We start from the raw sequence: 13,180 nt of genomic DNA on the forward strand, positions 1-13,180 counted from the left end.
CGCCGTGGTCGAGCCGTAGTCGGCTCGGTGCTCAGCGACCATCCGAAGCGCCCGATCCTTCAGGGCCGGGTCCACCTTCTTGGGCATGTGCTCATCCTCCTTGACTCACAAGGAAGCGGCATCAAACCCGTGACGGTTCAACCTCAGCCCCGCCGACTACGAGACCCAATGGGCCCAGACCGGGTCTGCTGGACCGCCCAGCGAGAACGCAGCATGATCACACCCACCCAACCCTGACCGTCCGGGAAATCGGGGGCACTTCAGCTGGCGTCGACGGTCGCGGCGAGTGTGTGGAGGCGTCGGGTGGTGGTGCGGGTGCGGCCCCGGGTGGCGATCGGGCGGGCGACGGCGAGCACCACGTCGGGGTCGGGGTCGGCGTCGTCGACGGCCTGCAGGAGTTCGTCGCGAGCGCGGGGTGAGTCGGCAGCCGTGGGATGTGTCTTGGGAGCCATCGGGTCACCTCCGGTGTGCCGTGATCGGGTCCAAGGTACTGCGCCGCTCCCGGTGTCTCTGGCCATGTGACCTCATCGGGTTGTGGGGAGGAGTTGGGTGAGGAGGTGGCGTTGGTCGGGGCGGTGTTCGGTGGGGGCGATGTAGCGGGTGATGGTGCCGGTGCCGAGTTTGTGGCCGAGTTGGAGTTGGGCTGCTTCGACGCTGGCGTGGTGGGCGAGGTGGGTGGCGACGGTGCGTCGCAGGGTGTGGGGGGTGACGTGGTTGTAGGGGGTGGGTTCGAGGGCGGTGCGGAGGTCGTCGCGGAGGTTGGCGGGCCAGATCCAGGTGCCGTTCTTGCTTCCGAGGACGGGGTCGAGGGGGTCGGTGTAGCGGCTGGTGGCGCGGCGTCGGTGGAGGATGTCGACGACGGGGTCGGGGAGGTGGAGGACCCGGATGTCGTCGGTCTTGGTGGACTCCTGCCGGTGGAGGTGGGTGACGTAATCCTTGCGGGGTTCGATCAGGGTGCCGTCGATGCGGACGGTGGGGTCCGGGCTGGTGAGGTCGATCTTGTTCCAGGTGAGGGCGAGGACCTCGCCGATGCGGGCGCCGGTGGCCATGGTCATGGTGGCGATGTCGGAGAGGTTGTGGGTGGGGCCGCGGCGTCCGGGCTTGCGGCGGGCGTCGGGGTGGAGTCGGGCGAGGAGGTCGCGCGCCTGGTCGGGGGTGAGGGCGTCGACCGGTGGTGCGGCGCGGGGCTGGTCGGGGACCTGGTCGAGGGGGTTGGTGGCGATGGCGCCGTCACGGACGGCGAGCTTGAGCATCTGGTTCAGGATCGTGCGGGGGCCGTCGGTGGCGATCCCGAAGTCGCTCATTTGGGCGAGGATCGTCTCGAGCAGTGGTGGGTCGATCTCGTGGAGTCGTACCTGCCCGAGGTGGGGGATGACGACGTTGCGCAGGTAGGAGTCGTAGTAGCCGAGGGTCTGGGGCTTGATGGGGGCGCCGGTCTTGGTGCGCTCGACGCGGGCTTTGCGGTCCAGCCAGTAGGCGCCGAGTTCGGTGATGGTCCAGTCGGGTTGGATGCCGCGGGCGTTCGCGGTGGGGCGGATGGCGAGTTTGGCGGTGAGCTTGTCGGTGGCCTCGCGTCGGGTGCGTCCGCTGGCGGTGACCTGGCGGCGTCGGCCGTCGGTGCCGCGCAGCCATTGCTTGGCGGTCCAGGTGCCGTTGTCGTTGCGGACGACCCACATCTGTCCGGTCTCGTTGAGGCCGAGGCTGGGGCGGCCGCGCTTCATGCCGGCCATCCGTGGTCGCGCTGGGACTTGGTCTCGAGGGACTCGAGCCACGCACGGACGACGGCACGTCGGTAGAACACCTGCCGGCCGATGGTGAGTGCCGCGGGTCCAGTGCCGCGGTAACGCCAGTTCCGCAGCGTCGCCTCGGTCACCGCGCCGCGGAGTTCGACGACCAGTTCGGCGGGCGTGAGGTACTCCTCGGGCGGGAGCAGCGGCCCGGTCGCGGCGCGGTCGGTGACGACGTCGAACCCAGCTGGAGCGACAAGGCCGACGGGACCGAGTGGAGTGTCGGCGGAGGTCGCTGATGACGCCTCAGGGGTTGGCGGGGGTGGGGGTGGCATCGTGCGGTGGTCGGTCTCGTCGTTAGTGGGTGAGGTCGAGGGAATCGGCAGAGGTGACCGGGGCGACAGGCCCGCGGTGGCCCGGCCGGTCGACTCTGACTCGAGTGCGTTGGCGTCGAGGGCGCCGGTGTCGCTGCTGGCCCGGGGGTGGCTGTCCGGGGGAGAACTGGTCGCGTGGTCCGCGGCCTCAGCGTTGCTGGGTGGCGCTGTCGTGGTCGGCTGTGCGGCGGTCCGGGGAGGTGTGGTGCCGGTACGTGCAGTCCTGGGCGCTTCGGTTCTGGCGGGTGTGGGCGTGGTCGTTGGCGCTGCCGGGTGGGTGCCCGGTGGGTCAGCGCTGTGCGGGCGCTGCTGCCGCTGCGGTGCTGCGGTGGCGGTTGCGGGCATGGTGGTGTCGGTGATCGCGCTTGCCTTGATCCGGGCTTGTTCGCGGCGGGCGCGGGCGCGGGTCTCGGCGGGGTGCTCGATGACGGGAGTGGCGTGCCGCGTGGCGCGGCGTCGGCTGCTCATCGTGTGCCTGCCTTGGCGGGCGCAGGGCGGACGGTGGTGGATGCGTGAGTGACGGTCATGCTGGTGCTGTGCCGCTGGATCGTCGACGGCTGACATGAGCGCCGCGCCGTGTGGCGCGGCCCGGATCGACACCCGGGGCCAGGGTCGATGGCAGTGGTGCGCAGCGGCGACGCCGGCACGTTGATCGGGTGTGCCGGCATCGCCGCCCCATCGCTGCTCCGGGGCTGCAGGAACGTGGGGGTTCGTGCGCTGGGGTGTCGAAGGCGTGGAGCAGGCTCAGGAGCCATCGATGCCGGAGAACGGGTCGGTGCCGGTCGGGCCTTCGGCCCACTGCGAGCGGCGCTTGATGCTGAGCAGGTCGGTGATCTCCTCCGACGGGATATCGGGCTGGAGGAGGTAGCGGACACCGAGCCAGAAGGTGCCGTCGTAACTGGTGCCCAGGAACCAGTGGGTCGTCTCGGTGAGCCACTCCTCTTGGTCCAGGAAGTCGTCGATCAGGGACTGAGCGATGCGAGACATCGGGCCGCAGCGCGGGCAGCGGTCGCTGATCTCGTAGGCGTAGCCGATGAACTCGGTGACCTCGACGAGGAAGGAGTCGCCGACGCAGAGGCTGACGTCGGCGGCGCAATAGATGGCGGTGGCCGTGAGAGCGACGGCCTCCACCAGGCCGATGGGCGCATGGTGGGCGGCGGCGATCCCGCGCTGCTGGAGCAGGTGGTCGATGAGGTCGTGTACGGCGCGGTGGAAGCCGTCCTCGAGCCGCTCGATGTGGGCGCCGTCATCGGTCTGGAAGTACATGTGATGCTCCTGCTCTGCCCAGAAGGGCGGGTGAGGTCAGCGAGACGCGCGGTCGCGCGCTCCCTCCCTCTGTGCCGCCGCTCACGGCACGGGGTGCTGTGATGAAGTGGACTCTTCGGCTCCTGCTGGTTCGGTGGGGCGAACATGGCTGGGACGACGTGCAACGACCGCGCGTCTCGGCGTGTGTTGGTCGTGCGTGTGAGGTGACTCCTGGGTGGTGAGCACACCTGACCTGTGCCTCCACCGAGCCCGCGGCGACGCGAATCTTCTGGCCGGCGTGGTGGCGAGCGGGGCGCAGCGTCGGGCGCGCGGGGGTTCGGGGGCGGGCTTCGGCCCGCGCGACCCAGGGTGGTCACCTGTGCCGGTAGGCCTCGCTTCGCTCGGCACCGGAGCGTTGCGGGTGCGTATCGACGGCGACGGCGGCGGCCAGAACGTCTGCGTCGGTAGGTGAGCGACGGTCCGCAACGCTGGCGATGCGTGATCGACGCGGTGCATCACGTCGTCGGCACGAACCACGTCACGTCATCACAGCGACGGCGGTTCGGCTCGGTGCGACCATGACCGCCAGCGATCACCAGGGACCACCAGCAATCACGATCGGGCAGCGGTACGACAACGCTGCGCACCCGATGGACGTTGCAGGGTCGACGTTGTCGATGACGATGTCGGTTCACGGACCGCGCCTGGGTCGTGCAGCGTCGCGATGACGACCGGGACGGCGACCCGATGACGACACGTAGCCAACGGATGACAGCGCGCCACGGCGCCGACGGGGGATGGTGGGCGGGCTCCCCGAGGAACTCGGACGACGGCTCGCCACGCGATGCCTAGGCTGCAGAAGTCTCAGTGCGCTGAGGCCATCGCCAGTGCCGATGCCGGGGTGTGTAGTGGACGCCAACGCGGCGGCGCGACGCCTCAAGACGTGACCCCAAATGCCACACCAGGAGCGACCACCCCAGTTCTGAGGGCCGACGAGCCGTTCCCATCACGGAGATCGGCACGTACGAGGGGGCACGGCGATGACCTGTTCCCTACGGGAATTGGGTCCAGAACAGGGTCCTGTCAGCGGTGACTTTTCGCCTAGTTGAGGGCCGGGGGACTACGGGACAAACCCGGGAAACTCGCTCAGCGGCGGCTCTGTTCGGCGTTCCCGCCTGCCGGTGACCGCCGCAGACCTGCCGCGACCGCAGTCGTGCGCCAAATCCTGCGCATGGGAATTGGTGTGGACTTCGAAGAGCACTCGCCCAGCCCCAGCCCGAACAGGATCGTCGGCACCGCCCAGACTGCTGCTCGAGCCCGTGAGCACCTCCAGCGCTACCAGGAGGAGCGCGCCAAAGCGCTCGACGTGCTCGCGGGCGGGACGGGCGCTCTGCGGAACTGGCTCGTGCTCGTGTGCGGCCCAGACGCGGCCGCACATCACTCGACCCGATTGCTCCTCGTCGTGCAGACGATGGGGTTCTCGCGCGGGCAGTCGCTCGCGATTCTGCGACGCATGCTCGTCGTGCTCGAGGGGCCCGACGCGGAGGTGGGCAACCGCCGCCTCGCCTCGCTCGATGTCGGGTGGCTGCTGGATGGCCGAACGAGGTGGAGCCGCTTCTTCGCGCTCCTTGAAGCACTGGCCGACCCGGACCTCCGGACTCAAACGGGCGAGGTGTGGACGTTCAGCCCGTTCGACTTCGAGCCTCCCGCCGTCGGCGGTGCCGCAGTGGAGCCGACCGAATCTGTGTCGCTCGAGCAACGCGGGTGGCGTCGGTCTTGGGATCGCACCGATCTGGTCTATCGGGCAGACCTTGGTGAGGTCGACCCGCGCTCGACGGACTTCTTCTACGCCCCCGAGACGGTCGGCATGTTGACCTGGGATGCGAACCGAGCGGCTCCGAGTCGTTCCCGGCAGTTGGTGACCCCGGTCCTGCCGAAGCATGCGCGGTTGTCGCTGTGGGGGCGGCTGCTGGCTCATGGGGATGAGTTCCTCCAGGTCGCGGGTGCGGTGCATGCCTACCGTCATGTGAGCCTTGGGCAGTTGCAGCGGCTTCTGCCGTCGTCGGTTCCGAGGAGCCATCTTGTTCGGATCATCGACCTCATGTGGGAGGTCGGCTTGGTGACCCGGAGCGGGTGGCCGCACTCCCAGCTCGGTGTCGTCTACGTCGGCGCCCACAAGTTCACCGAGGATCCCGACCTGCGCATGTTGACCAGGGCTGAGAGAGTCGCGGTCACCGGTGGACAACCGTGGCGCGGAGCTGCATCAGGGTCACGCCGTCACGATCTGCTGGCGTTGGAGATCCTGCTCAGGTACACCGAGATCGCCGGGCCCGCGGCAGTGTTCGGTCAGTCCTTCGCCCAGCACCAGGCGATGCGGATCGACCGTGCGCTCGGCACAACGCGCCCTCTGCCGGGAGCAGGCGTCGCCGATGGTCTGATCGTTCCCTGGCGCACCGGGCCGGTCGCTATCGAGATCACAGCCACGATGTCGGGCGTTCGCCGTCATCTCGAGCAGTACGTGGCGCTCCTCAGAGCGGACGGACACGCCCGCGATGGAGGTCGCCAGGGTAGCCCCGCCGTCATCTTCGTCGTCTGTCCGCGACCCTCGCAGCCGGCGACGGCGATGACGCCCTGGGCTGAGGAGGACGCGCTGATGGCGGAGGTGAAGAGGGAGATCGTGAGGCTCGAGAAGGATGCCCTGACAGCGAACCTTTTGGCCTATGTCGGCGTCGTCCGCTGGAGCACCTGGTTCCCCCGGTCAGCAGTCGAAGTGGATCCGTGGGCGTTCAGCGAGTTGCGGGCGACCACACGCCGAGCAGGGCAGTGGGTCGATGTCGCGTTCGCGCCCCGAGTGGCCGCGCCGGTCAGCTTCGACATCGAGCTCCGGGCGCTCCGAGCCGAATGCAACGCCGGCCTGCTCGGAGCGACGCCGCACCTCCTTCGCGGGGATCCGACATCGCCGTGGACCGCCGGCACCTACCTGTCCCTCAACTACATCGACGCCTTGCCGCATCTACACGCCCGCAACACATCCCGCCGTCGGATGGCCCGCCGGCCCGAACTCCCACAACCCGCCGCCCGCCCAGCAGTACCGAGTCGAATGCGGTTCCCCGATTGCGGGCCGTGATGAGGGAGTCCCTCGCCGTTGATCAGTCATTCCCGATGTTCCGCTTGCTCCAGGACCGGGCGCGGACCGTCGCGAAGGTGCTCGTGGCGAAGCGTCCGATCCCGCGCCTCCCGACTCGCTCGTCGGCAGTGGGTCGTAGCTGTCGGACCTACCGCATTCGCCTCCGGCGCATCTCAGGTGCGGAGTTGCGCCGCCTCGTCAATGACCTGACGATCATCGTCCCCCGGGGAGTTGCGGTGCAGCGGTGACATGCCCTCGCGATGCTCATCGTCGCGGTAGTCGGCGTCGTCGAGTTGGTCTGGGTCGGATCGCGTGCGGAGGTTTGCCGTGCCCCGGCTTTGGATCGGGCTTGCCTCGGCGGAAAGGTCACGTTCGTCCCCGCGGACTTCCCCTCGATGGGTCACGCCCACCATGGCTCTGATCAACTCGTCGAGTGCCCGCCGTTGGCGAGCGGTGAGCAGTGCGGCCTCTTCCGGCGGGACCCAAACTGATGGCCGCGACACCGCGAGCCAGTTAACGACGTCCTCTCCAAGAGCATCGACGAGTTTGTCGATGGTCGCGGGGCTTGGGCGGCGCTTCCCGGTGATGTTGTCCTTCAAGGTCGATTGGTGGATGCCAATCGCGTCAGCAAGCCGTCGATAACTCGGCTGGACGCTCGTGGGGCTGCGACCGTCAGTGAACCCGCGGGCGGTCATTCGGGCGGCCCAGGGTTCAGGGACTCCAGTCACGTCTACGACCCTCCAAAGAAGTGCGTGCCAGCGTCCAGCGCTCTGTAGACGCCAACGCTACCGATTCCCGTTGGTGTGACTCGTGATCGCCCGGCGGAGACACAACGGATCAGACAGGGGTAGACACACATGAGATAAACCTCTAATCTCTGATTAGACATTCGAGGATGCTGGATTCGGGAGGTAGAGGTGGTTCCTGCTGCACCGTTCGTCGGTCACAGGCTTGCCGTTGGGTGGTCGGGATGACTACGCCTGTCGGAAGCCCGCACGAAGGGCCGCGTGGCTTCGGGCGGTGCGGCGCATCGGAGGCGCATCCCGAGGGGGTGTTGCTGTGCCGGGAGTGTGGTGGCCGGTGGCTGATCCGCACCATGTCCGGCTCCGCTTATGTGGTGGACCTCGACGAGCGCGCTGTGATGCGCATCCGGGTCGCTGACGCGCCTGAGGAGTTGCGTACCCAGGACGACAACCGGCTACGACGTGATGGTGAGGTCCTGCCTTTGCATGACCTCGAGCAGGTGCGACTTGGTGTGAACGCGATGTTCGTTCTCAGCGAGGTCGCGGCGCCCGCCAGCGTCGTCGTCACGTTCCGGCAGACCAGCCCCGTCGTGGCTGTTGAGCTCCTCGACGAGCACCCCATCACGCCGCCCACGGGCCTCGCCCGGCCACCTGTCACTGGCTGCCAGCAGTCGACCCGCGTTGACGAGGAGACGTCATGAGCACTTCGAACGACAACGTCCCCGCGGGGTATGACCGGCTTCTCGCGAACGCCCTCGCTCAGATGAACCACCACGACCGCAACCGGCGCCACCAGGGGCCCTGGATGCGCCAGCCGGCGCCCCGCGATTGGGCCGCTGCGCTCGCGGACGAGTACCGCCCTGCCTCCGAACGCGAGCGCTGCCACCGCGGCATGGTCGCCTTCTTCCGGCAGTACCCGGTCTACACGGTGGCCTTCCTCGCAGGGGTGGTCGCCGAGCTGTCGGGTCTGCTCGACGACGACGATCCGTGGACCGGGCTGAGTGGCACCCTGGTGTTGTCCGACCTTTCCGCGAGAACCAGCGGCCGCCGGGTGGGGTCAGGTGCGGCTGGCGGGCCGATGAGCCACGGAGTCGGCAGGGTCCCCGGCGCTGGCCGCCTCGGTGACACGCAGGGTCTGCAGCCCGGTGTGCTCGTCGCAGGCCATCACCCGAACCGCGAGGTCACCGGCGCGGTGTGGGCCGATGGACGGCCACTGGTGGCACCCCGGATCTCCGCAGTCGCTCAGTCCCCGGAGTGGGCGGACTTCATCGACCCCGAGGGTCTCGACCGGCCCGAGGACATCCGGTTCGGGACCCGGGTGAGCGCCTCGATCGGCCCCATCGTCGGCGACACCAGCGGTCCCTGGCACGACGTCGCCACGGCGCTGCTCGCCTTCGCAGCACACGACCCCGACAACTTCAGGTCCACCTTGGCCACCGCCTACCGCCACACGGTGTCCCCCCGACCCCGCGCGGTCCCCGACCTCTGGGGCACGCCCACCGCCGACCCCGGCACCCCGGTGCGCACCACGACCACCGCAGCATCGTCGACGCCCCCGACTCACAACTGGGCCTCAGGCGATGTCGAATCCCACCGCCTGGCAGCGGAGGAACCAGTTCAGCTGCTGCTCACGTCGGTCGAGGCGGTGATCGGCTGGCTCACCGCACGCAGCCAGATCTACACCTGTATCTCCCTGCTCGACGACGTCACCCACTTCTGGCTCGCGGCAGCGGACCACCTCGTGCGAGGCCAGCCGATCCTCTACTCGTTCGACCCCTCGCCGGCGTGGAGCGCGTCGAGCGGTGGGTACACGACCTCGTACATGAGGCCGCAGCACCCGAGCGCCCCGCGCTTGTGACCCCGACCTGAGGCCACACCGACGGGCGCCTTCCCCGACGGCCACCTCGACTCGCCCCGCTGCACCCGCCACAGGTGCGCAGCGCAGCCCACACTGACCGTCCACGAAGCAGAGCACCCGCCTACCCGTGTGCGGCCATGCCCGAGCGCGCCCGCGCACCCGAGCCGGACCCGCCAGAACACCACGGATGCGGGCACGCCCTGCGCCAAATCCTCCTCATCCCGCTCGACCGATCCCCGACCAGCCACCACCGCAAGAGAGCGGACCAGCCCTGAGCCGAGCACCCCAGCTACCCCCGGCGGCAGGCCAGTGATGCCGCCGGTGATGCCGCCGTCCCTCCATGCCAGGGCGTCCCGGTTCCGTACGCCCCCGACAGCGACCACCTCCCATCAGATCGGATCACGACCCTCATGTCTCAACCCCCGAACGAGCCCCCACTCGGACCGCCCGAGCCACCGGTCCAGCCCAGCGACACCGACTCGACACCGGAACTGTGGGCCCTCGCGCTGGGTGATCCGCTGTTCTCCGACGACCAGCGCTATCAGCTCCGCGAGGACATGGGTCGCATCGTGCGCACCCACACCTCCTGGGCTGCCGCCTACCTCGCCGGGATCCTGGTCGACACCACCCGAGTGCTGCCCCCCGACGACCCGTGGAACGAGATCAGTGGGACGCTCAACTACCGCCAAATCCTGTTCGGCCCGTCTGCGCCACCGGCGCGCCCTGACGGCACGCCACGCCCACGAGACACCGGGAACAACGGGCACACCGGACACGGCGGGGCGGAACAGCGCCCGGACGCCGCCGTCGAAGACGACCCGGGAAGCGAGCCCGTCGCCGCCATCACGGCGCAGCGTGCCGTACCGGGGTTCCCCTGGGCTCGCACCCTCACCTGCGGACCGGACGCCGATCCGCGCCTCACGGGCGCCCGCACCCCCACCGGCCGGCCCTTCGGTTCGTTCACCGACTTCACCGACCTGATGCCCCTGAGGTGGCGCGACCGCTATCCCGCCGACCTACGCGCGGTCTTCGGCGACGGACCGATCCTGGCGCCAGTGGGTCACGGTCTCGACGACGTCCCCGCCGCGCTCCTGGCCTTCGCGTTCCGCGACCCCGACCGACTCCACCGGCGCCTCATCGATCTCTACGCCGCCTACGACCTCAACCAGATCGTCGACCTCACCAACGAGACCTGCGACCCCGCCGGTGATCTGCTCGACGCAGTCGCTGCCGCCGTGCGCTGGCTCCGGCTACGGCGCCGCTGCTACGGACACATCGACGACCAACACCGACTCGTGCGCCACTGGCTCTCCGGGCCAGCAGCCCGCATGACACGGGGCTGGCCCCTCACCATGCACTTCGACCACACCGCCACCTGGCTCCCCCCGATGGACAGCTACTGCCGCCTCCGCAGCCGGCTCGTCACCATCGACCAGGCCCACGGCGAACCCCACCGTGAACCCCACGGTGCAACGAGCCGTAAGGCGACCGGCGAGCCGGATGACGGGGACCAGTGAGTGGCGACATGGCCGGACCTCCCGGGGGCTCCCAGGGCACCCGGCCGCGTCCTGTGGGCTCCCTGCCCAGCACCGGCACCGCCACCACCGGTGTCTGGACGCTGACCACCCGCTCAGGCACCCGGTACGTGATCGTGATCCCGCCCGAGGGTCGTGCCAAGGCGATCCGACTGTCCTGGTACGGCTGGTACCCCGGCCAATGGCAGGAGTACCGCGGCAGCCACGTCCACCGCGAGCCCGACCTCCCGGTCCGCCTCGGCCGACCAGCCCGGCTCCTCATCGGCCCCAACCTCATCACCTCCCCGGTCATCGCGATCACCCACCACGCCATCGGCAGCGCCACCGACCTCGCCGCACTCGAACAACGCGCTCACACCGCGATGGTTGACGACCTCGCCCGCCGCATCGCCGACGGCTCCCTCAATGACGAGCTGCTACGGCACATGTCGACCGACCTCGACCTGCCCCTGCACCTCCCGGTGCCCACCCGCACTCCCCAGGAGCCACGATGACCTCGCCCGCACCATCCGAGGACCACCCCGCCGCGCCGGAAGTGGTGGCCCTGTTCGAATGCGGCGACCTCGTCGCGCTGTACGAGAACACCCCCGCCGGACTCGCCGCCGCGCACGCCGACGCCGCCGCCCTGCGCGATGACGCCCGCACCACACCGCGAGCCAGTCCCGACATCGCGGACGGGACACGGGACTACGTCACGGTGAAGACCATCCCCTTGCGTCGAACACCTCGGTATGCCGAGGACCAGCAGGGGACACCGCGCACCCCGCCCACTGACTCAATGAACGACGCCGCTCCCGGCGCCGCTGACGATGCGGCTGACGGAGCCGCTGACGGAGCCGCTGACGGGGCCGCTCCCGCCGACACCGTGGTCGTGGACCTGGAGAGCCTCGCGACCGCCGTCGCCGCCGGTGACATGCCGGTGGCCGACGCCCAACTCGCTGTCCTCAGCCGCTTCATCGCAGGCGCCGCGCGGGAGATGCCACGGATGAGCCTGACCGACCTGTGCGCACGTCTCGGGATCGACGAAGCCGCCGTCCGAGCACGTGCCGCCGACATCCGCCGACGCCACGAACACGCTGCCCACCCACCAGCCGATGCCCCGCCACCGACCACGTTCACCGTCACCTGGTCAGACCACGAGAACTGCTGGATCGCGACCGCCCCGGACCAGCCACCGCTCTCCTGGAGCTCGACCAGCGCCGCCGCAGCACTGCTCGGACTGTTGCGACTCCTCCCGACACCACCCGGCTCAACCACCGCCACCACCACTGCGACGCCCGAATGACAACTCCCGCACCGGTCGCTGACCGCAACGCGTGGTGTCTTCGCGCTAGCGCACCCGGTCCCCGGCCGACAACGGTGAACCGATACCGGGAGCCCACATGACCACACCACCCCGGCACGCGTCACCGGTCCAGCCCGCCACCCGGCCCTGGCTGCTGCTCGACGTCGACGGCGTGCTCAACGTCGCACCGACCGTCGACAAACTGCTCGCCGGGTGGCAGCCCCACGACGTCCTCGGCCCCTTCGACGATCGCGCCTACCGCCTCGTCCTCGACCCCCGACACGGTGACTGGCTCACCAGCCTGCGCCAGCACTACCGACTCGCGTGGTGCACCACCTGGTGGCGCGTCGCCGACCAACGAATCGCACCACTCCTCGGACTCACACCACTACGCCACGCCGTTCCGCTTCCACCGACACCGGCCGCCCACCACGTGGACGCCGACGTCAGCGCGAAGACACCCCACGTCCGCGCCTGGGCCAATGGCGCGCCACTCGCCTGGATCGACGACGACATCGACCAACGCGATGCCGACGCCCTGCTCGCACCAGCACCCGATGACACGCGTCCACCATCGACGACGCCGTGCAGCGACGTCCTGCTGCTCCGGACCGATCCCGCCGAGGGCCTGCAACCTCACCACGTCGACCGGCTGCTGTCCTGGACACCACGCACTCACGCCGACGCCACCCCGCCGGATCCGACAGAGCACCCCGAACGCCATGCACGGTGATCGCGAAGTATGGGTCCTCGGCTGCGGCACGGTGCTCACCAACGTGCACCCCGCCCGCCAGTGCCGCTCGCTGCGTTTCGCGTGCCCCCTCCACGCGCCATCCGACCACGCACTCGCGGGCGCGGAACTCGTCCTGTACCCACCCAACCGTTTGGGTCGTACCTGCCCACACCGCATCGTCCACCCCGACATCGACGACGTGCTGTTCCGCCTGCGTGGACGCGTCATCGGCGTCGACGAACCCGCGCCCTGGGCCCACACCTACTGCGACGGCTGCTGCGGCCTTGTCTTCGACCCCGCCGACGCGCACCGCATCCCACGACCCCGCGGCCTCAACTGGTCGCCCTGGCTGATCGACCACCCCGGCCGCTGAAAGGAAGCCCACGTGACCGAGCCCGACCCCGAGTTGATCGCCGAACTCCTCGCCCGCCTCATCACCGACACCGGCAAGCGCACCGACCTCGACACCGCCCTCGCGATGTTCGGCTTCGACCGCGCCACCCTGATCGCCGAACTGACCGACGAACCCGACGCATGAGCGCATGCGGCCAAC

14 protein-coding genes are annotated in these 13,180 nt (G+C 69.5%); 9 read left to right on the forward strand and 5 right to left on the reverse strand.

Features of this window, described 5'->3' with window-relative positions; all coding sequences use genetic code 11:
- Window positions 1-260: 260 nt before the first annotated feature.
- From ACERUJ_RS01270 to ACERUJ_RS01285, 4 genes are all read right to left on the reverse strand, one after another.
- The gene (locus ACERUJ_RS01270) at window positions 261-452 is read right to left on the reverse strand and encodes a hypothetical protein (protein WP_370246620.1); all 192 of its coding nucleotides are present in this window, start codon (window positions 450-452) and stop codon (window positions 261-263) included.
- A 72-nt stretch (window positions 453-524) separates the two neighbouring features.
- The gene (locus ACERUJ_RS01275) at window positions 525-1,721 is read right to left on the reverse strand and encodes a tyrosine-type recombinase/integrase (protein WP_370246621.1); all 1,197 of its coding nucleotides are present in this window, start codon (window positions 1,719-1,721) and stop codon (window positions 525-527) included.
- Entirely contained in the window at window positions 1,718-2,665 is a 948-nt protein-coding gene (locus ACERUJ_RS01280; protein WP_372715292.1) for a helix-turn-helix domain-containing protein, read from the reverse strand. The genes ACERUJ_RS01275 and ACERUJ_RS01280 overlap by 4 nt, the downstream gene beginning before the upstream one ends.
- Before the next feature lie 180 nt (window positions 2,666-2,845).
- Window positions 2,846-3,367, reverse strand: a complete 522-nt coding sequence (locus ACERUJ_RS01285) for a hypothetical protein (protein ID WP_370246622.1) — start codon at window positions 3,365-3,367, stop codon at window positions 2,846-2,848.
- 1,222 nt (window positions 3,368-4,589) lie between these two features.
- On the opposite strand from ACERUJ_RS01285, the gene ACERUJ_RS01290 reads away from it, so the two are divergent.
- A complete protein-coding gene (locus ACERUJ_RS01290; protein WP_370246623.1) occupies window positions 4,590-6,473 on the forward strand; it encodes a hypothetical protein in 1,884 nt (627 codons plus the stop codon).
- A gap of 173 nt (window positions 6,474-6,646) precedes the next feature.
- On the opposite strand, the gene ACERUJ_RS01295 is transcribed toward ACERUJ_RS01290, so the two are convergent.
- Window positions 6,647-7,168 (reverse strand): helix-turn-helix domain-containing protein, encoded by a 522-nt coding sequence (locus ACERUJ_RS01295; protein ID WP_370246712.1) that lies wholly within the window; start codon window positions 7,166-7,168, stop codon window positions 6,647-6,649.
- Window positions 7,169-7,569: 401 nt separating this feature from the next.
- Here ACERUJ_RS01295 and ACERUJ_RS01300 point away from each other — a divergent pair, with 401 nt between their 5' ends.
- The 8 genes from ACERUJ_RS01300 to ACERUJ_RS01335 all read left to right on the forward strand — a co-directional run bounded on the left by ACERUJ_RS01300 (window position 7,570) and on the right by ACERUJ_RS01335 (window position 13,165).
- Complete coding sequence (locus ACERUJ_RS01300; RefSeq protein WP_370246624.1) at window positions 7,570-7,917, forward strand: hypothetical protein; 348 nt, start codon at window positions 7,570-7,572, stop codon at window positions 7,915-7,917.
- The gene (locus ACERUJ_RS01305; protein WP_370246625.1) at window positions 7,914-9,074 is read left to right on the forward strand and encodes a hypothetical protein; all 1,161 of its coding nucleotides are present in this window, start codon (window positions 7,914-7,916) and stop codon (window positions 9,072-9,074) included. Before ACERUJ_RS01300 ends, ACERUJ_RS01305 begins: the two co-directional genes overlap by 4 nt.
- Before the next feature lie 410 nt (window positions 9,075-9,484).
- Window positions 9,485-10,591 carry a hypothetical protein gene (locus ACERUJ_RS01310; protein WP_370246626.1) on the forward strand — a complete coding sequence of 369 codons (1,107 nt, stop codon included), beginning with the start codon at window positions 9,485-9,487 and terminating at the stop codon, window positions 10,589-10,591.
- Window positions 10,592-10,599: 8 nt separating this feature from the next.
- Entirely contained in the window at window positions 10,600-11,103 is a 504-nt protein-coding gene (locus ACERUJ_RS01315; RefSeq protein WP_370246627.1) for a hypothetical protein, read from the forward strand.
- A complete protein-coding gene (locus tag ACERUJ_RS01320; protein ID WP_370246628.1) occupies window positions 11,100-11,894 on the forward strand; it encodes a hypothetical protein in 795 nt (264 codons plus the stop codon). The genes ACERUJ_RS01315 and ACERUJ_RS01320 overlap by 4 nt, the downstream gene beginning before the upstream one ends.
- A gap of 172 nt (window positions 11,895-12,066) precedes the next feature.
- Window positions 12,067-12,627, forward strand: coding sequence for a hypothetical protein (locus ACERUJ_RS01325; protein ID WP_370246629.1), 561 nt, complete (start codon window positions 12,067-12,069; stop codon window positions 12,625-12,627).
- 31 nt (window positions 12,628-12,658) lie between these two features.
- Window positions 12,659-13,000: a hypothetical protein gene (locus tag ACERUJ_RS01330; protein ID WP_370246630.1), complete on the forward strand. Its 342-nt coding sequence runs from the start codon at window positions 12,659-12,661 to the stop codon at window positions 12,998-13,000.
- Window positions 13,001-13,012: 12 nt separating this feature from the next.
- A complete protein-coding gene (locus tag ACERUJ_RS01335; RefSeq protein ID WP_370246631.1) occupies window positions 13,013-13,165 on the forward strand; it encodes a hypothetical protein in 153 nt (50 codons plus the stop codon).
- Window positions 13,166-13,180 lie beyond the last annotated feature (15 nt).

The sequence above is a fragment of the Nocardioides sp. genome, from assembly GCF_964228225.1.
Taxonomy (GTDB): domain Bacteria; phylum Actinomycetota; class Actinomycetes; order Propionibacteriales; family Nocardioidaceae; genus Nocardioides.

Excerpts from the sequence above, each read along its gene's own strand:
- ACERUJ_RS01270 (WP_370246620.1), bottom strand. The coding sequence starts at position 452 with ATGGCTCCCAAGACACATCCCACGGCTGCCGACTCACCCCGCGCTCGC.
- ACERUJ_RS01275 (WP_370246621.1), bottom strand. The coding sequence starts at position 1,721 with ATGAAGCGCGGCCGCCCCAGCCTCGGCCTCAACGAGACCGGACAGATG.
- ACERUJ_RS01280 (WP_372715292.1), bottom strand. The coding sequence starts at position 2,665 with ATGTCAGCCGTCGACGATCCAGCGGCACAGCACCAGCATGACCGTCAC.
- ACERUJ_RS01285 (WP_370246622.1), bottom strand. The coding sequence starts at position 3,367 with ATGTACTTCCAGACCGATGACGGCGCCCACATCGAGCGGCTCGAGGAC.
- ACERUJ_RS01295 (WP_370246712.1), bottom strand. The coding sequence starts at position 7,168 with ATGACCGCCCGCGGGTTCACTGACGGTCGCAGCCCCACGAGCGTCCAG.
- ACERUJ_RS01300 (WP_370246624.1), top strand. The coding sequence starts at position 7,570 with ATGTCCGGCTCCGCTTATGTGGTGGACCTCGACGAGCGCGCTGTGATG.
- ACERUJ_RS01305 (WP_370246625.1), top strand. The coding sequence starts at position 7,914 with ATGAGCACTTCGAACGACAACGTCCCCGCGGGGTATGACCGGCTTCTC.
- ACERUJ_RS01310 (WP_370246626.1), top strand. The coding sequence starts at position 9,485 with ATGTCTCAACCCCCGAACGAGCCCCCACTCGGACCGCCCGAGCCACCG.
- ACERUJ_RS01315 (WP_370246627.1), top strand. The coding sequence starts at position 10,600 with ATGGCCGGACCTCCCGGGGGCTCCCAGGGCACCCGGCCGCGTCCTGTG.
- ACERUJ_RS01320 (WP_370246628.1), top strand. The coding sequence starts at position 11,100 with ATGACCTCGCCCGCACCATCCGAGGACCACCCCGCCGCGCCGGAAGTG.